The organism is Dyadobacter sp. HNCC25DJ186, from assembly GCF_056895235.1.
This window is the reverse complement of sequence record NZ_JBXHAS010000001.1, coordinates 894,003-908,797: the sequence shown is the minus strand read 5'-3', so window position 1 is coordinate 908,797 and position 14,795 is coordinate 894,003. Positions and strand designations below refer to the sequence as shown.

Sequence of the window (14,795 nt, the reverse complement as noted above, 5' to 3'; positions counted from 1 at the left end):
GGCGGGGTTTCCCCAGCCCTTTCGTAAAATATTATATTGTGATATGCTTATTACTTTCTTCCTAATGCCATAAGCATAGTCTCACCGATCAATGCAGGAGATTCCGCAACAAATATTCCGGATTCTTCCATGATACGGATTTTTGCCTCAGCAGTATCGTCAGCTCCACCGATAATCGCACCAGCGTGCCCCATACGGCGTCCTTTTGGAGCTGTTTTACCAGCAATAAATCCTACAACAGGTTTAAGGTTACCACTTGCTTTGATATAATTTGCAGCATCAGCTTCCATGCTTCCGCCGATTTCACCAATCATAACAATTGCCTCTGTTTCAGGGTCATTCATAAGCAGTTCAACAGCCTCTTTGGTTGTAGTACCGATAATGGGGTCACCGCCAATTCCGATTGCAGTTGTTTGTCCCAGACCCGCACGTGTAAGCTGATCAACGGCTTCGTAAGTTAATGTTCCGGATTTGGAAACAATACCTACTGTTCCTTTTTTGAAGATAAAACCTGGCATGATACCCACTTTACATTCTTCGGCAGTAATAACACCCGGACAGTTTGGACCGATCAAACGAACATTCTTACCTTGAAGATATTGTTTCGCCTGCATCATATCCTTCGTAGGAATACCTTCAGTTATACAAACGATTACGCCAATACCTGCGTCAGCAGCTTCCATAATAGCATCAGCGGCAAAAGCCGGCGGTACGAAAATGATCGCTACGTCGGCACCTGTAGAACGCACAGACTGTTCCACAGTGTTGAACACAGGTCTGTCAAGGTGAAAAAGTCCTCCTTTGCCTGGCGTTACACCGCCAACTACATTAGTTCCGTACTCGATCATTTGCTGGGCATGAAAAGAACCCTCAGAACCCGTAAATCCCTGAACTATAATCTTAGAATTTTTATTAACTAAAACGCTCATGTTGGTAAATCAGTTTTTTTGGTAAAAGTAGCTCGAAAAGGACGAAGTAGCAAAATGAAACTATAATTTGTAAATTGCTTTATCGATAATATTTAAATTTGCCCATGAATATACTGACGAATTCCCATATCTTTTCCAATCTGGTTTTAAGTATAACATCTGCATTTGTCTTTTTGAAATATTTCAAGTCTCAGTCTCTAAACAGCCGGTTGTTATGGGGTATATTTTTATTCAGTATATCAATCAATGCCAGTATAGAATTACTTGTTTTTGCAGGCTTGAAAAAGCTTGAATTCCTACATTCTGTCACACAATCTGCGGAGATGACTTTGGGCGCAATTTGTCTTGTTGTCGCCTCATATAGTTTAATTATGCGTTATCCGATCAGTAATCTTGTATTAATTTATACAGTCTCAATCGGTGTTACGCTTTTTGTCAGCATCCTGTTCTATAAAGTTGAGTACGTCGCACTGATCATTCAGCCTTTTTGCATCATCATAACGCTGTGCACCTCATGTCTCGGACTGGCTTATCGCTATAAAAGTGCTTTGTGGGTTGTATTTGCCATGACACTGCTGGCTATTGCCGCGAAGTCACAAAACATTCCTCTCCCTATGCATCCGCTGGATTTAAACCACTATATAAACGTTTTAGCACTTGTGTGTGTAGGCAAAGCTGTCAGAGATCAGTACAAAATCCTTTTTTGATATTTAATATTCAAACAATTGTTAATGGATTGTTTTTTTATTGTTCCATATACTAACTTGCACCAGTTAATTTTAACAATAAAGTTTATCCATATCCTAATATGAAAATGATTAAGTCCAGCGTATTGTTTCTTGCCGCAGTTATGGCTTTTGGAGCAGTTTCTGTTAGCCCGTTACAGGCAAAGTCTCTAGGTACTTCAGAAGTTCGCGATGTAAAGCAGGCAAAAGCGATAGTGATCAAAGGTAGCGATGCAATGCAGTTTGATGTAAAGGAAATTAAAGTAAAAGCAGGACAAAAAGTGAAACTTACTTTAACGCACTCTGGTAAACTTGCCAAAGCTGCGATGGGTCATAACTTTGTTTTGCTGAAAACGGGTACTGATGTTGCTTCATTCGCTTCGAAAGCAGCTGCTGCAAGAGAAACTGAATATATCCCTAAATCGGAGGCAGCCAGCATCATCGCACATACAAAACTAGTGGGTGGCGGCGAAAGCGATACAATCGAGTTCACTGCTCCTAAAAAAGGAACATACACTTACATTTGTAGTTTCCCAGGTCACTATGCATTGATGAAAGGTACTTTCATTGTAGAATAGCCCTGACAATATTATAGAAAAAAAACGAGGTCCGGATTTTTCCGGACCTCGTTTTTTTATGTCTTGAGAGCCCTCGGCTAAATATCCGCCAATTGTTTTTCAATCAGATCAATTACCTCCGGACGGTCCCACTGTGATGCTCCGATTTCCTCTGTCAGGACTTTTCCGTTGTAGATAATGTACGTCCGCGGAATCGCGTTCCCGTCCAATGCAGGCGGGTATGCGCCTGCATACTGGTAAAATGGAAGTTGATATCCTTTGCGGGCAATAAACGGATTTACCGTTTCTGCGTCTTCATCTGAAACGATATAAAAGTCAATTTTTTCGTTATCCTTATATTGGTTATATAATTTCTGAATTCCTGGCATTTCCATGTTACACGGCCCGCACCAGGTCGCCCACACATTCAGAAAAACAAGCTTATTTTTGTTCATCGAAACCGGATTACCTTTAAGGTCAGTGAGTGTCGAAAGATATACCGAAGTGTTGTTTTCTTTATCTGCAACCGCATTTCCTGTCTCTGATGGCAACTCATCTTTCGGAGCGAAAAGGGCAAAATAAATGGCAATGAAAGCCAGTATTGATAATCCAAATACTAATAGTTTTTTTGGTGTACTGCCCATAGTGATGGTTGTAATGGTTTAAAATTGCGAGCGTTAGAAAGAATTCTATTTGTAAAAGTAAGAATATCATAACAGATACTAATTCTACATAATCAGGTCTAAAAAATACTGTGCCTATTTGTGATGTCCAATCGGAATTTGAATACTTTTATAAGATTATTGAACAACCAAAATCCTTCGTATTGAAAAACTATACATTCATGAAAATTAAACTTGTACCTGTTTTACTCTTAACTGCTGTTTTATTTTTACCAATTTTCAGTTTCGGACAACGCTCTGCCGCGGAGTATTTTGAAGAAGGAAATACGAAAGCCCGGGCCAGTGATTTCTCCGGTGCATTGCAGGCTTACAGCGTCGTTATATCCATTAATCCTGATCATGCGCCAAGTTTTTTTAACCGTGGTCTTGCCAAAGCAAATTTAAAAGATCATCGAGGTGCTATTCTGGACTATGACCACGCCATTGAAATTAATCCTAAGGAGGCACTTTATTATCAGAGTCGGGGCGTGAGCAAAAGTATGCAGGAGGATTATCGTGCTGCTATTCAGGATTACACGAGAGGAATAGAATTAAATCCTGATGATTCAAAATCTTACTATAACAGGGGTGTGGGTTATGCTAAACTGAATAATCACCGTAGCGCCATGGTTGATTTGGACAAAGCATTGACATTGGATCCGAGTGATGTGGCTGCCTATTACGCAAGAGGAAATTGTAAGCAATATTTGCACGAGTATGCGGGAAGTCTGGCAGATTTTTCAAAAGTTATTGAGATGAGCCCGAAACGCGCAGGAGCTTATGCGGGGAGAGGTTCTGCTAAAATCGAATTAAATGACTTCCAGGGAGCTGCCGCAGATTTAACCAGAGCGATAGAACTGAGCCCCAACGAAGGTAGTTATTATGATAAAAGGGGTTTTGCTAAAAATAAAATAGAGGATTATAAAGGCGCCATCTCTGATTATGATAAAACATTACAGTTAGAACCTGAAAATTTTGAAGCATATTATGGGCGTGGATTTTCCAAAAACAAACTGAATGATCAAAAAGGAGCGATTGTGGATTTGACGAAAGCAATTGAACTTAGAAATACGTATGTCGCCGATCCTAAAAAAATTCAGTATACAGGCCCGATCACAAAAACGATTTTAGACGAGTTAAGGAATCAGGTGAAGGAACATGTAAAAATCGATGTCCTGACGACTGAACGTTCTGAAGCTTATTTTGTTCGTGGTATCAGCAAATCAAAAAGCGGGGATAGCAGAGGAGCTTTGCTGGACATCGGCACAGCAATTGAATTAAATCCAACTTATGCAGATGCTTATTTTTCTCGCGCACTCATAAAATCTTCAATCGGTGACCAGATGGGCGCGGTGTTGGATTTCAGTAGTTCTATCAAGCTAAAAACCAATTTTCCCGAAGCATTTTATTTCCGAGGTATTATCAAACATAGTCTTGGAGAGGTAAATGAAGGTTGCCTGGATCTGAGTAAGTCGGGAGAGCTGGGATATATGCCGTCTTATAAGGTGATCAGCACTTACTGCAATTAATGAACAATTGTTAAGGGTTAATGATTAATTGTTAATGCTAATTTGTCAAGGGCTAATGACTATCGAGCCGATATCAGTGTTCTGCCAAGAACAATTGCCCCCATACAACTAACGCTCAATACTTAACAATTAATCATTAACCATCAACAATTAATATTACGCTTTTTTCATATTTTCGGCAACCTTATCCCAGTTCACGACATTCCAGAATGCTGCGATATAGTCCGGGCGTTTGTTTTGGTAGTGCAGGTAATAAGCATGTTCCCATACATCCAAACCTAAAATTGGTGTCCCTTTAACTTCGGCAATATCCATTAATGGATTATCCTGGTTTGGCGTAGAACTTATTTCCAGTTTTCCACCTTTTGCAGTTAACCATGCCCAACCTGAGCCGAAGCGTGTTGTTGCGGCTTTGCCAAATGCTTCTTTAAATTTATCAAAAGAACCGAACTGGGCATTAATTGCATCTGCTACGGCACCTTTGGGAGCTCCGCCTTTTCCGGCACCCATTACTTCCCAGAAAAAAGTATGGTTCCAATGGCCGCCTCCATTATTGCGGATTGCAGCTGGTGCTTTTCCAGCAACTTTAATAATATCTTCAAGGGGTTTTTTCTCGTATTCAGTGCCTTTAACAGCATCATTCAGGTTTTTCACGTAAGCGGCGTGGTGTTTGCCGTAGTGAATCTCCATGGTCATTTTATCAATACTTGGTTCCAGTGCACCGAAATCATAAGGCAGAGGAGCCTGTTTGAAAGGGGCAGTTTCAATTAATATTCCTGATGCAGTTTCTGCGAATGCATAATCAGCAATTGCACCAACGGCCAAAGTACTTCCGGCGAGGGTGCGCAAAAAATCTGTTCTATTCATAGTTGATATGATTTTTAAATAAACAATCAATCGTAAGCCACCCGGCTGACGATACTGCGTCCAAGTGTTATTTCATCAGCATATTCGAGATCACCGCCGATCGGTATTCCCCGTGCAATCGTACTCACCCGGACTTCACTGGGTTTGAGTTTTTTTTGTAAATAAAAAGCCGTTGTATCACCTTCCATCGTTGGGCTCAGCGCAAGAATTATTTCCTGAACCCGCTCATCCGCCGGCGCATTGTCAATCCTCCTGAGTAATGAATCAATATTAAGGTCTGACGGGCCAATTCCTTCAAGTGGAGAAATGATACCACCTAAAACGTGGTACAAACCTTTAAACTGGCTCGTAGCTTCAATAGCCAGGACGTCGCGTGTATCAACCACCACACAAATGATGGAGGAGTCGCGTTTTGGGTTTTTACAGATATTACAAAATGCCTCATCTGAAATGTTGTGGCATTTTTCACAATAACATGTCTGGGTACGCATTTTAAGCAAAGCCTCAGATAGTCCTCTGGTTTGTTGTTCATCCCGTTTCAGCAGATGTAATGCCAAACGTAACGCTGTCTTTTTACCAATCCCGGGAAGTCGGGAAATTTCACTGACTGCATCCTCAATAAGACGGGAGGGATAATTCATGTGTAGCAATAAAGTAAGTAACCGGCGGTTATGATTAATGAATTTCTGCTGAAATACCTCTCCTGCAAATTTCATTCCTCATACCAGTCAGTTCGTCAAATTCCCCTTCTTTAACGGAGCATTTACCTTTATAATGTATAATTAATGTGCATTGTTCCGCCTGCTCGCTCGAATGCTTGCAAACTTCTATCAATGTGTCTATAACCCAGTCAAATGTGTTAACTTCATCGTTATAAACAACCAGTTTCTTTATATCGGTTTCCACCGTTTTTTCCAGAATTTCCGTTTCTGTATCTATAAGCACTTGCATAACAACCAATTTTCTGTTTGTTTAGCAAATCTAATCAAAAGTGGAGATTATTCGAAGCCTTTTATTACCTCTTTTAATATTCAAGTATTCCTAAAACCCACTGGTGAATGAATCCGTATGTTTCTTTAATTATTCTTGTCGTCTACTTTGCAATGCTTATTACGGTGTCGGTCTACACCTCGCGCGGGGCAGATACCAATACTTTTTTTACAGCTAACCGTCAGTCTCCCTGGTACTTGGTTGCTTTTGGGATGATCGGTACATCTTTATCAGGCGTCACCTTTATTTCGGTACCCGGCGCGGTTGCTAATATACAGTTTTCGTATTTTCAAGTTGTTATCGGTTACATTTTGGGGTATGTTATAATTGGTACTGTCTTGATGCCACTTTATTATCGCCTAAATCTCATCTCCATTTATTCTTATCTTGAACAGCGTTTCGGATTTTGGTCTTATAAAACAGGTTCAGCATTTTTCCTCTTATCTCGTACCGTTGGATCTGCTGTCCGTTTATATGTGGCGGCTCAGGTTTTACAAATAGCACTGTTCAAGCCGCTCGGTGTTCCTTTCGAAGTCGCAGTGGCGATTACAATTCTATTGATCTGGATTTATACCTTCAAAGGAGGTGTAAAAACAATTATTGTAACCGACACACTACAAACCTTTTTCTTAATTACAGCGGTGATCCTTACGATAGTATTAGTATCTCAGGAACTTGATTTACACGGAATTTCTGATGTTTGGAATACCGTTCAGAGCAGCGGTTATTCAAAAGTTTTTTATTGGGATATCAATGACTCTAAAAATTTCTGGAAACAGTTTTTTGCCGGAGTTTTTATTGCCATCGTAATGACCGGAATGGATCAGGATCTGATGCAGAAGAATTTAACCTGTAAAAATATCGGCGAGGCGCAGAAAAATATGTTCTGGTTTACCGCAGTTTTGGTCGTCGTTAATTTCTTGTTTTTGTCGCTTGGTGCATTGCTTTACGTATATGCGTCTGCGAAAGGAATAGCGGTCACTGCAAGAACGGATGAATTTTATCCGATGCTTGCGCTGAATCATTTGGGTCTGGCTGTCGGGATCACATTTTTATTGGGTATAACCGCTGCAACCTATGCGAGTTCAGACTCAGCGCTTACGGCGTTAACAACCGCCTTTTGCATCGATTTCATGGAGATTGAAAAGAAGCCGGAAGCAAAAAGATCCAGTATCAAGTTTTGGGTACATATCGGATTTTCCGTGCTTTTCTATATTGTGATCCTGATCTTCAACCGAATGAACAATAAGGAGGTTATCACTGCGATATTTGATTTGGCAGGATATACCTATGGTCCATTACTTGGATTATTTACGTTCGGATTATTTTTGAAAAGACCGGTATTAGATCGTTGGGTTCCGATCGTTTGCGTCATTGCACCGATTCTTACCTATTATATCAATGACAATTCCGAGTTATGGTTTAACGGTTATAAATTCGGATTTGAGCGATTGATCATCAATGGCTTGATTACCTTCATAGGACTATGGCTTCTGACAGATTCTAAGTCCAAACGCCTTGCCTAAAAATGAAGCTGTATTTGCTCTGTATCAAATGAAGCAGAGCAAATACAGCTAAAAATATCTCGCCCTTAAAGCCGCGGGAGCCTTTAATTAGCCTGATGGAAAATAAATTACTGAATACAAGAGACATTTTTGCATATTTTCTGGTAGCCTCGACTGGTGCATTAATTCAGCTCATTATTGGCACACTTGCGCAAGATTGGTTCGCGATTTCCTATGTACAATCCCTTACGCTGGGCTATTTAGTAGCATCCGTTGCTGGTTTTTTCCTGACCAAAATTTTTGCATTTAATACTAAAAACAAATCCAAGAGCCATCGGGAAATGATAAAATTCTCTTTGGTTACTGTTCTTTCCTTCTGCATAACCGTCTATGGATCAGACGCGTTGTACCAATTGACACTGCATACTGTCGGGCAGTATAAGGTTAAAATACCATTTTCAATTAAGCTGGTAGATGTCAATAAGTTATTTAGTCAACTTGCGTGTATGGGGATTAGTTTTACGAGTAATTATATTCTGCACAAAAAATTTACTTTTAGTGATACTGGCTTTTATGACAGACTTAAAAGTCTGCTTAATAAATAACATCTTCTTTTTTTAGCAGATTGGTTGTCCGAATATTGAGCGCGGATGATCAATTATCTTGTCCCAGGATTCTTGACTAATCTTCTCTAAAAATCTACATTTCCTGAGTTAAAATAAGTACTTTTTATCTTGTTTTTATACTATAATAGATGTATCTTTCTTTCCGTAATCAGTGATTTGTTTTGGAAATTTTATAAAAAATCGAATGCCCAATGAAGCATATAAGAGAACCGTAGCGTAAAAATTAACAATCTAAATTTCAAGACTATGAAAGCAATATCATTAGTTCTAATTGGCAGCTTATTTTGTTTTTCCTGCTCGAAAGATCCCAAAGAAGACGAAGCTGCAAAAGATGCAAATTTCGAGAATGAAAAAAAAGCGATTAATGCAACCATTGAAAAAGAAACCCAGGCTTTTTTTGCAAGAGACTACGAAGCCTGGAAATCCAACTATGCCCAAACAGATTATGCATTTCAGGCATGGAGCAATGATGACGGAACTTTCGATTCCAATGTAGGTTGGGCCGATATCAACAAACAGATCGGCCGGTATATCACAGAAAATCCTGAACCGCTTTCAAGTCATCCCAAAGTGGAGAGGAAAAATATGATGTACAAGTTTTATGGCGACAATGTTGCTTATCTCACCTGGGACCAGTTCAACAGCGATAAACCCGAAAAAAACTTTCACCACAGCAAAGAGGTTAGACTCATGGAGAAGATTGACGGACAGTGGAAAATCGTCTGTGTATCCGCCTTTTGGGACTATAAAAACCTTATCCCCGCAAACAGATTACCGATGATTCAGAAAATTGCAAACGAAAGTCGTGGCAAGAACAAAATCTGATTATTCATTTCCAAATTCAAAATGTTCGTTATCGGAAAATTTTGTTCGGTTATGAACAGTTGTTTTCCGAAAAACAACAAACATCTTTCGGTTTTAAAGTTACATAAATAATTGATATTCAATTTTTTATGTTCATTTTATGCTGCTTTGTTGCGACAGAATTAAATTTGGCACAAGTATTTTTAGTATTTAATCAACCATACGATATGGAATGTTAAATCATTAAAAATAATTAGCCATGAAAATTACATCAATCTCAAAATTAGTTCTGTCTCTGACATTAGCTTTGTCAACTTTATCTTTCAGTTATGCAAAAGAAGAAGGTACAGAGAAAAAAGAAACCAAAGCTGTCGCTGCATTTGGAGCTTCACTTTACAGTGTTGCGAATACGAACAAGGTAAAACTTGCTATCGACAAAATTCCTGATGCAAACGTGAATATTGTGCTGCGTGATAATTACGGAAAAGTCGTTTACCACGAAGTACTTAAAAATAGTAGCGATAATCTGTACCGTCGGGTATTCGATCTGGCTGGAATGGAGGAGGGAACTTACTACTTTGTAATAATGGGGAAAAATACCAAGGTTACTAAAAAAATAGAGATAACATCCACCAGCGCAAAAATTGTTGTTTTATAAAAAACCATTCACCCTGAACAATAAAACGGCTCGGTCAAGATTTCTGACTGAGCCGTTTTGTTCGTATTGTCATTATCAAACCAATTCTTTTTCCGGATCCCAAAAAGTTTTTTCCCAGTTCTGGACTACGTCATTTTCAACAGCCACGCCTTCACTTTCCAATCTTTCCTGCATCGCTGTTGGCGTTTCAAAAAGATTTTTAGCACTCAATAATCCATTTCGGTTAACAACGCGGTGAGCAGGAACATTATCCTGAGTATGGCTGTTTCCCATGGCCCAACCAACCATTCTGGCTCCGCGTTTTGACCCCAGATATGCTGCAATAGCTCCGTAAGAAGTTACCCGTCCCGGCGGAATTAGTCTCACGACCTCATAGACATTATCAAAAAAGTCGTCTTTAGGATTGGGTTCCCGGACCTTTCCTGGCTTCTTTGCGCTCATCTATTTCCTGAGTTAACTCCTTATACCATTTTGGCCCGTAAGCACGGATCAAAGGCTCTTTAAGAAATTGATAAAGCGGCACACCTAACTGCTGGCCGAAACTGCAAGCCGGGCTGCAGATATCCCAGCGGTCGTAGTTCAGTGCGTGATATTGTTCATATTTTGTAACTCTTATTGGATAAAGATGGCAGGAAATCGGTTTTTTGTAATCGATTTTTCCATCATTGTATGCTTGCTCGATACCACATTTGAGAATTTTCCGCTCGTCGTAAATCGCATAAGCACACTCTCTTCCGTTAATCACCGGTGTTACATAATCTCCCTCAAAGTCTGTCGTGTAGGTACCTTCCTTCGCGATTACTTTTTTCCCTTCCTCGGTCAAATATGGTTCCACCTGGGAGTAGATGCGATCCAGGATTGCAAGTTCATCAGTATCTAACGGAGCGCCGGAGTCTCCTTCCACGCAGCATGCCCCCAAACATTTGTCAAGATTACAGACAAAAAGCTGGTCTTCGATGTCATCGCTGATGCATGTATTATCAATAAGTATCACAGTGAAATTTTGTTATTATGGTATTTTAAGCTTCTGTCCGACTTTAACAGTGTTGCCAGAAAGTTTGTTCAGTTTTTGTATTTCATCAACACTCACCTGATAGTTTTGTGAGATACGGAAAAGTGTTTCGCCGGCTGCAACGGTATGCGTTCTTGGTCCGGATGTGTTTGCAGATCTTTCAACTTCTGTTCCTGACTTCGGATTTGCAGCCACACCAGATGCTTTTTTAACGATCAGCTTTTGTCCAACACTCAGTTTTACGATATCGTCCAGGTTATTCAGCGCCAAGAGCTCTTTAACCGTCAGATTGTTCATTCTGGAAATACTGTAAAAAGTTTGTCCCTGCTCAACTGTGTGGAACACATTTGATTCTCTTGCCGAAGTAACCGAAGGCTTTTCCTTAACGGGGGGCAGTGGATTATCAAAGGCTACGGGCTGCGTATTAGCTGGTGTTCTTGAAGCATTTTCCGACGGAGTAGAGAACAAATCTGCATCAGCGGATCTTCTTGCTACAGGTTTCTGAGCTGGTTTCGTAGCCGGTCTTGCGGTTGGCTCTTTTGGTTCATCAGCTGGTTTAAAGGACCCGTCATTTCCATCCTGCGTAATAATGACGACGCGGTCATTGGTATTGGTTGAAGGTTTGGAGGCCACAACCGGAACGTCAACAGTTTTTGCAGGAGCACTTGTTGCCGGAGCAGCAGGGGTAACACCTGGCTGAAATGCCTGATTCTCCTTCGCTATACTACTCTCGTTTTTATCAACCAGCACAGGCGTATATTTTTTACGTCCAGCCGCGTTTGCAGGAATGTCATTCGTTGCAGATGGCTGGGCTTTTGCAGGAGCTGACGCGATGGCAGGCTCAGTTACTAGGTCTTCCGGTTTTGATTTAATAATTTCGACAGGCTGGTTTTTCGGACGTTTTTTGTTTAACCAAACCACCTGACCAGTTTGTATTGGAAACGTTTTGCTGATCGTCCGGTTGTATTTTAACAGATTTACTAAACGCAAGCCATACTGCTGGGAAATACTCTGCCACGAATCTCCGGTTTTGGCTGTGTGGAATGGCGTGGCGGCTTTTTTGTTTTTCTTTGCCAGATAGTAGATATTTCCTGGTATAACAGGCATGTCAGCAGTCAGATCATTAAATCTTCTGAATTTTGCCGTTCTGAGTTTTCCTGCACTTGCCAGCGACTTGTCGGTATCCCCGGCGCGCGCTTCGATACCCGGAAGGCCATTAATTTCAAAAAACGAATAACCACCTTTATCGTTGGACGGCGCTCCGGATTTTTTAAGACTAGGAAATCCGGTTGCATCTGAAGATGAACCTGTGGAAGCAAGCGTTGGAGTCGTTTGAGTCGTTTGCGTTTGCTCAGGCAATGATAATTTTGAGCGAACAAATGCCACCTGATTTGTTGCCACCGGAACTGTTAACAAATATTCTCTGTCCGTCGGGATTTTATTATCACTTACCCAGCGGTTATAACTTTTAAGATCACCTTCTGAAATTTCAAGATATTTTGCGATTTCGGCAAATGTTTTTCCTTTACCATATTCCGACTCGATAAGGACCATGTTATTAGCCGAACGGTATCTGTCCAAACCAGCTTCAAGTGCGATTTTATGAGCAAAGAAACGGAGCATATAACGGTCTGTTTTTCCTGTCAAAACGACCTCACGCGCATAGGCCCAGCTGGCAGGAACCAGTTTTTTAACACCACCAACGCCTTGATAATAAGAATATAAAGCTGAAACCCAGTTATTAAGTTGTTGGTTATTTTTTTTCAAATACCAGGCAGCTGCGTGTGTAGATGAACTGATATTCTTTCTTTCATCAATATCTTTATCAACTCTCAAATTTAATTCGATCGCCGTTTCCGGTTTGAATTGCCAGAAACCAACAGCATTTGAACTGGATACTACGTCAGGTTTGAAAGAACTTTCCTGTACAGCCAGATATTTAAAATCGATAGGAACTTCTTCATCCATCAATATATTTTCAACAATTGGGAAATATAAAATGGCCCGGTCGAGTTTCTCTTCCCAGAACTTTTTGTTTGACATCAGGCTTCTGATATCCTCTTCGATCAGGTTTTGGGCATTGCGGTCAAATTTTACAGTAATCCCACCAAAGAGTACGCTCGACGGAATTTCAGGAGTTTGCGCTTTTGCCAGATTTACCTGAACAAAAATCAAAAGTATAAGTGTGGTCAGTTTTAAATATGCGCTGGGAATTCTGTTCATAAATATTGAAAGCTTGGCTTGTTTGATGTTGTGAATTACAGTTTTTGAAGAATCATCAGTCCATCGCGGATTGGCAATAAAACATTAGATACACGGTTGTCTTCCTGCATCATTTTGTTGAAATCCATTAATGCCTGCGTATCCTTATCAATTTTTTTTAATTCTTTATCGAAGACCTTTCCGCTCCATAGGACGTTGTCCGCGAGAATAAAACCGCCAGGTCTTACTTTGTCAAGGCACAGGTTGAAGTATGAAATGTAGTTAATTTTATCCGCATCCATAAACACCAGATCAAAAGTATCGTTTAAAGTAGGGATGATTTCGACTGCATTTCCGATAATATAATCGATCTGATCAGCAAATTCAGACTTGTCGAAATAACGTCTGGTCAATGTTTCGAGCTCTTCGTTGATATCGATGGTAATAATTTTTCCATCTTTTTGTAAACCCTCACAAAGACAAAGTGCTGAATATCCGGTGTAAGTACCAATTTCTAAGATTTTTTCGGGGCGTATCATCCTGGAAATCATGGATAAAAAACGGCCTTGCAGATGCCCGGACAGCATACGTGGATTGAGTACGTTCGCGTGCGTCTCCCTGTTTAGAGATTTTAGCAATTCGTTTTCATTCTCAGTATGAGTTTCGGAATACGTTTCTATTTCCTCTGCCAGAAACTTCATTTGTTGAATGCGTTTTTTACTTTTATGAATTGTAAAAGCAGTTGGCCTTGAAGTTTTTACTCTTCAAACGACCAACTGCTTTTTACGCTGAAATTATAAGTGAGCAACCAAGCCCTGAAGATATTTTCCGTATCCGCTCTTAACCAATGGTTTAGCAATTTCCTTCAACTGCTCCACATTAATATAACCCATACGGTAAGCAATTTCTTCGATACATCCGATTTTTAAGCCCTGACGTTCTTCAATCACCTGGACAAACTGTCCGGCCTGCATTAACGATTCAAAAGTACCGGTATCCAGCCATGCAGTTCCACGGTTCAAAACACCCACTTTCAGTTTTCCTTTTTCAAGATAAACGCGGTTCACATCCGTAATTTCCAATTCTCCTCTTGGAGAAGGCGGAATACTTTTTGCGATTTTGACAACATCATTATCATAAAAATATAAGCCCGGAACGGCATAGTTTGACTTTGGTATTTCCGGTTTTTCTTCAATAGACAGCGCATTGAAGTCTTTATCAAATTCGACTACACCGTAACGCTCAGGGTCATGGACTTGGTATGCGAAAATCACACCTCCGTCAGGATCGTTGTTTGATTGAAGTAATTGCGAAAGACCTGATCCGTAGAAAATATTATCTCCAAGAATCAACGCTACCTTATCATTACCAATAAATTCTTCACCAATGATGAATGCCTGCGCAAGCCCGTCCGGACTTGGCTGAACTGCGTAACTGATTGTGCAGCCAAGGCGGGTACCGTCGCCCAGAAGTTTTTCAAAATGAGGCAGATCGTGTGGGGTTGAAATGATCAAAATTTCACGAATTCCTGCCAGCATTAATATAGACAAAGGGTAATAAATCATTGGCTTGTCATAAACAGGCATAAGCTGTTTACTAACGGCCAAGGTAAGCGGATGAAGTCTTGTGCCGGATCCGCCGGCTAAAATAATTCCTTTCATTTTTTAACTTTCAATGTTTGTATAGTTGATGCCTAGATGATTTGTTGGCCTTATCCGTTCAAAATAAT

General features: G+C 40.3%; 17 protein-coding genes. 7 read left to right on the top strand and 10 right to left on the bottom strand.

Annotated elements, in window-relative coordinates:
• Window positions 1-50: 50 nt before the first annotated feature.
• Window positions 51-929 carry a succinate--CoA ligase subunit alpha gene (gene sucD / locus AC1XUO_RS03860; protein WP_235148477.1) on the bottom strand — a complete coding sequence of 293 codons (879 nt, stop codon included), beginning with the start codon at window positions 927-929 and terminating at the stop codon, window positions 51-53.
• Between the two features lie 104 nt (window positions 930-1,033).
• Between sucD and AC1XUO_RS03855 the strand changes: the two genes are divergently transcribed.
• Both AC1XUO_RS03855 and azu read left to right on the top strand, forming a co-directional pair.
• Complete coding sequence (locus AC1XUO_RS03855) at window positions 1,034-1,636, top strand: hypothetical protein (RefSeq protein WP_483328438.1); 603 nt, start codon at window positions 1,034-1,036, stop codon at window positions 1,634-1,636.
• Between the two features lie 107 nt (window positions 1,637-1,743).
• A complete protein-coding gene (azu, locus tag AC1XUO_RS03850; protein ID WP_483328437.1) occupies window positions 1,744-2,232 on the top strand; it encodes an azurin in 489 nt (162 codons plus the stop codon).
• A gap of 77 nt (window positions 2,233-2,309) precedes the next feature.
• On the opposite strand, the gene AC1XUO_RS03845 is transcribed toward azu, so the two are convergent.
• On the bottom strand, window positions 2,310-2,855 hold the full coding sequence (locus AC1XUO_RS03845; protein ID WP_483328436.1) for a TlpA family protein disulfide reductase: 546 nt from the start codon (window positions 2,853-2,855) through the stop codon (window positions 2,310-2,312).
• Window positions 2,856-3,055: 200 nt separating this feature from the next.
• Between AC1XUO_RS03845 and AC1XUO_RS03840 the strand changes: the two genes are divergently transcribed.
• Entirely contained in the window at window positions 3,056-4,402 is a 1,347-nt protein-coding gene (locus AC1XUO_RS03840) for a tetratricopeptide repeat protein (protein ID WP_483328435.1), read from the top strand.
• A gap of 156 nt (window positions 4,403-4,558) precedes the next feature.
• Here the strand turns inward: AC1XUO_RS03840 and AC1XUO_RS03835 are convergent, their stop codons facing one another.
• From AC1XUO_RS03835 to AC1XUO_RS03825, 3 genes are read right to left on the bottom strand one after another with little or no spacing between them, the layout of a single operon-like run.
• Window positions 4,559-5,269, bottom strand: coding sequence for a superoxide dismutase (locus AC1XUO_RS03835; RefSeq protein WP_483328434.1), 711 nt, complete (start codon window positions 5,267-5,269; stop codon window positions 4,559-4,561).
• A 26-nt stretch (window positions 5,270-5,295) separates the two neighbouring features.
• Window positions 5,296-5,910 (bottom strand): recombination mediator RecR, encoded by a 615-nt coding sequence (recR, locus tag AC1XUO_RS03830; RefSeq protein ID WP_483328433.1) that lies wholly within the window; start codon window positions 5,908-5,910, stop codon window positions 5,296-5,298.
• Window positions 5,911-5,944: 34 nt separating this feature from the next.
• Window positions 5,945-6,220 carry an ATP-dependent Clp protease adaptor ClpS gene (locus tag AC1XUO_RS03825; RefSeq protein ID WP_483328432.1) on the bottom strand — a complete coding sequence of 92 codons (276 nt, stop codon included), beginning with the start codon at window positions 6,218-6,220 and terminating at the stop codon, window positions 5,945-5,947.
• A 107-nt stretch (window positions 6,221-6,327) separates the two neighbouring features.
• Here AC1XUO_RS03825 and AC1XUO_RS03820 point away from each other — a divergent pair, with 107 nt between their 5' ends.
• The 4 genes from AC1XUO_RS03820 (at window position 6,328) to AC1XUO_RS03805 (ending at window position 9,852) form a co-directional block, all read left to right on the top strand.
• Entirely contained in the window at window positions 6,328-7,785 is a 1,458-nt protein-coding gene (locus AC1XUO_RS03820; RefSeq protein ID WP_483328431.1) for a sodium:solute symporter, read from the top strand.
• 95 nt (window positions 7,786-7,880) lie between these two features.
• Window positions 7,881-8,369 carry a GtrA family protein gene (locus AC1XUO_RS03815; protein ID WP_483328430.1) on the top strand — a complete coding sequence of 163 codons (489 nt, stop codon included), beginning with the start codon at window positions 7,881-7,883 and terminating at the stop codon, window positions 8,367-8,369.
• Window positions 8,370-8,636: 267 nt separating this feature from the next.
• Window positions 8,637-9,215 (top strand): hypothetical protein, encoded by a 579-nt coding sequence (locus AC1XUO_RS03810; RefSeq protein WP_483328429.1) that lies wholly within the window; start codon window positions 8,637-8,639, stop codon window positions 9,213-9,215.
• Window positions 9,216-9,453: 238 nt separating this feature from the next.
• Window positions 9,454-9,852, top strand: a complete 399-nt coding sequence (locus tag AC1XUO_RS03805; protein ID WP_483328428.1) for a hypothetical protein — start codon at window positions 9,454-9,456, stop codon at window positions 9,850-9,852.
• A 75-nt stretch (window positions 9,853-9,927) separates the two neighbouring features.
• Here the strand turns inward: AC1XUO_RS03805 and AC1XUO_RS03800 are convergent, their stop codons facing one another.
• The 5 genes from AC1XUO_RS03800 to rfbA form a co-directional block, all read right to left on the bottom strand.
• Window positions 9,928-10,293 carry an MGMT family protein gene (locus tag AC1XUO_RS03800; RefSeq protein ID WP_483328427.1) on the bottom strand — a complete coding sequence of 122 codons (366 nt, stop codon included), beginning with the start codon at window positions 10,291-10,293 and terminating at the stop codon, window positions 9,928-9,930.
• A complete protein-coding gene (locus AC1XUO_RS03795; RefSeq protein ID WP_483328426.1) occupies window positions 10,250-10,846 on the bottom strand; it encodes a DUF3109 family protein in 597 nt (198 codons plus the stop codon). Before AC1XUO_RS03795 ends, AC1XUO_RS03800 begins: the two co-directional genes overlap by 44 nt.
• Window positions 10,847-10,861: 15 nt before the next feature.
• Window positions 10,862-13,087 carry a LysM peptidoglycan-binding domain-containing protein gene (locus tag AC1XUO_RS03790; protein ID WP_483328425.1) on the bottom strand — a complete coding sequence of 742 codons (2,226 nt, stop codon included), beginning with the start codon at window positions 13,085-13,087 and terminating at the stop codon, window positions 10,862-10,864.
• 35 nt (window positions 13,088-13,122) lie between these two features.
• Complete coding sequence (locus AC1XUO_RS03785) at window positions 13,123-13,767, bottom strand: O-methyltransferase (protein WP_483328424.1); 645 nt, start codon at window positions 13,765-13,767, stop codon at window positions 13,123-13,125.
• 93 nt (window positions 13,768-13,860) lie between these two features.
• Window positions 13,861-14,727 carry a glucose-1-phosphate thymidylyltransferase RfbA gene (gene rfbA / locus AC1XUO_RS03780; RefSeq protein ID WP_483328423.1) on the bottom strand — a complete coding sequence of 289 codons (867 nt, stop codon included), beginning with the start codon at window positions 14,725-14,727 and terminating at the stop codon, window positions 13,861-13,863.
• Window positions 14,728-14,795: the final 68 nt, after the last annotated feature.

What these genes read in the sequence shown, in the direction of transcription:
- AC1XUO_RS03855 (WP_483328438.1), top strand. Translation starts at nt 1,034, where the DNA reads ATGAATATACTGACGAATTCCCATATCTTTTCCAATCTGGTTTTAAGT.
- AC1XUO_RS03835 (WP_483328434.1), bottom strand. Translation starts at nt 5,269, where the DNA reads ATGAATAGAACAGATTTTTTGCGCACCCTCGCCGGAAGTACTTTGGCC.
- azu (WP_483328437.1), top strand. Translation starts at nt 1,744, where the DNA reads ATGATTAAGTCCAGCGTATTGTTTCTTGCCGCAGTTATGGCTTTTGGA.
- AC1XUO_RS03805 (WP_483328428.1), top strand. Translation starts at nt 9,454, where the DNA reads ATGAAAATTACATCAATCTCAAAATTAGTTCTGTCTCTGACATTAGCT.
- recR (WP_483328433.1), bottom strand. Translation starts at nt 5,910, where the DNA reads ATGAATTATCCCTCCCGTCTTATTGAGGATGCAGTCAGTGAAATTTCC.
- sucD (WP_235148477.1), bottom strand. Translation starts at nt 929, where the DNA reads ATGAGCGTTTTAGTTAATAAAAATTCTAAGATTATAGTTCAGGGATTT.
- AC1XUO_RS03825 (WP_483328432.1), bottom strand. Translation starts at nt 6,220, where the DNA reads ATGCAAGTGCTTATAGATACAGAAACGGAAATTCTGGAAAAAACGGTG.
- rfbA (WP_483328423.1), bottom strand. Translation starts at nt 14,727, where the DNA reads ATGAAAGGAATTATTTTAGCCGGCGGATCCGGCACAAGACTTCATCCG.
- AC1XUO_RS03845 (WP_483328436.1), bottom strand. Translation starts at nt 2,855, where the DNA reads ATGGGCAGTACACCAAAAAAACTATTAGTATTTGGATTATCAATACTG.
- AC1XUO_RS03785 (WP_483328424.1), bottom strand. Translation starts at nt 13,767, where the DNA reads ATGAAGTTTCTGGCAGAGGAAATAGAAACGTATTCCGAAACTCATACT.
- AC1XUO_RS03790 (WP_483328425.1), bottom strand. Translation starts at nt 13,087, where the DNA reads ATGAACAGAATTCCCAGCGCATATTTAAAACTGACCACACTTATACTT.
- AC1XUO_RS03815 (WP_483328430.1), top strand. Translation starts at nt 7,881, where the DNA reads ATGGAAAATAAATTACTGAATACAAGAGACATTTTTGCATATTTTCTG.
- AC1XUO_RS03820 (WP_483328431.1), top strand. Translation starts at nt 6,328, where the DNA reads ATGAATCCGTATGTTTCTTTAATTATTCTTGTCGTCTACTTTGCAATG.
- AC1XUO_RS03840 (WP_483328435.1), top strand. Translation starts at nt 3,056, where the DNA reads ATGAAAATTAAACTTGTACCTGTTTTACTCTTAACTGCTGTTTTATTT.
- AC1XUO_RS03810 (WP_483328429.1), top strand. Translation starts at nt 8,637, where the DNA reads ATGAAAGCAATATCATTAGTTCTAATTGGCAGCTTATTTTGTTTTTCC.
- AC1XUO_RS03800 (WP_483328427.1), bottom strand. Translation starts at nt 10,293, where the DNA reads ATGAGCGCAAAGAAGCCAGGAAAGGTCCGGGAACCCAATCCTAAAGAC.